Raw genomic sequence first — 1,511 nt, 5'->3', positions numbered from 1 at the left:
TCTACACGCTCTCCAGAAACCACGGCGCCTGCCAATGTGGTGTTTGCCCCACTCGTGGTATGAACAGTGCCGGTGCCTATAATATGGCTGTTTTTGTGTTGAACTTCCTCACTGGAACCTTCCCCTTGACTAAAAGAAGCACTACCCGTTGCCCCTGCGCCACCCGTGCCATAACCGGTGCCAACACTCATTGAAGCACTTTCACTGCTGTTTTGTGTGCTTTGCGTGTTTTGTGCACTTTCAAAGATGATATCTTTACCTGCTTCCATGGTGATCTTTCCGCTCTGTGCATCATTTTCCAGCACATAGATTGGATTGGTACCAGCGATAATATCAGCGCCAACACCATGAATGCTGCCTTTGTGGGCTTGCATGTTAACAGCGCGTCCGCCTTCTATGCTATCTGTCACCGCTGTGGAGACTTGAGAAGAGGCTTCTGTTTTCTCAGTTTTAAAGCCCACGGTTACACTGCCAGATGCACCAGCCATATTGGCAAGAGCATCCTTGGTGGAGCCCCCCAATCCTCCTAATGAGCTACTCAGTCCTTTGGTTACGTTCCCCTTTTCCCCCGTATTGCCAGTCAGCCAATTAACAAAGGTTTTGCCTTTACTATAAAGATGACTGATTTTCATGCCAGTCAGTATGCCATTAATAACTGTATTATTACCATCCTTATTATTCATGTGATCTGCGGCATCTTTTAGTCCTTGTACCGTGCCAAGGACACCGATATCAACGGAAGTTGTCACACCAGCAAAAGACTTTTCATGTGTCTCTTTGCCGTTAGAGGTATCATAGCTTTCTGATAGGGTGATATTATTGCCGGCATCAATGTTGACATCACGATCCGCCGAAACAATGGCTGCTTGTAAATTCACATCATTGTCAGCAGTAATCTGCACATCTTGGCGTGCCGTGATGTGTGATTGTGTGGAAGTGGTTTCCCATTGATCGCCCGTATCTTTGGCGCTTGCAATTCCAACCCCCAAGGAAGCACCGCTGTTGCTCTTTTCAAACTGAATGCCAAAGCCTGTACGTTCTTCCTTTGAGCTTGAGGAATGGCTATTATGACCAACAAGCACATTCACATCATGCGCTGCCGAAAGATTAATATTCTCACCTGCAAGATCAGAGCCAACAATTTTCACATCTTTTTTCTTGGCAGTGATGTTGATCGTACCATCCGCATTGAGAGAAGAACCTTGATGCTCAAAACTCTCTTCATTTTCTGTCTTTCCCTCACTCCCGTATATCGACACAAAGCCCTTGCCTGATCCCACACCAAAACCTGTTTCATGCTCCTCTGAATGGCTTTTATGATGATCTGTCATGCCATCAATCGTCACATTTTCTCCGCTCACATTGATATCTTGACCGGAAAGCAGATGAGAAGCAGAAATCTTGGCTTCTCCTTGTGCGTCTAACACGATGTTGCCCGTTGCCCCAAGGATAGAGGAGACCGTTGTGGTATGCGATTGAGATGTATCGGACGATTTCTCATGCAAAAAGCC

The 1,511-nt window shown here is 46.4% G+C and carries 1 protein-coding gene; it reads right to left on the bottom strand.

Going from position 1 to position 1,511, the window contains the following annotated elements; translation table 11 throughout:
• Positions 1–1,511, bottom strand: a 1,511-nt coding sequence (locus ACFIQE_RS10300) for a hemagglutinin repeat-containing protein (protein WP_375707693.1), incomplete at both ends; no start/stop codon positions are given.

This window comes from Bartonella sp. AA1HLJMS (assembly GCF_042197445.1).
Classification (GTDB): Bacteria; Pseudomonadota; Alphaproteobacteria; order Rhizobiales; family Rhizobiaceae; genus Bartonella.
The sequence above is the reverse complement of the archived record's forward strand: the minus strand, read 5'-3'. Positions and strand labels throughout refer to the sequence as shown.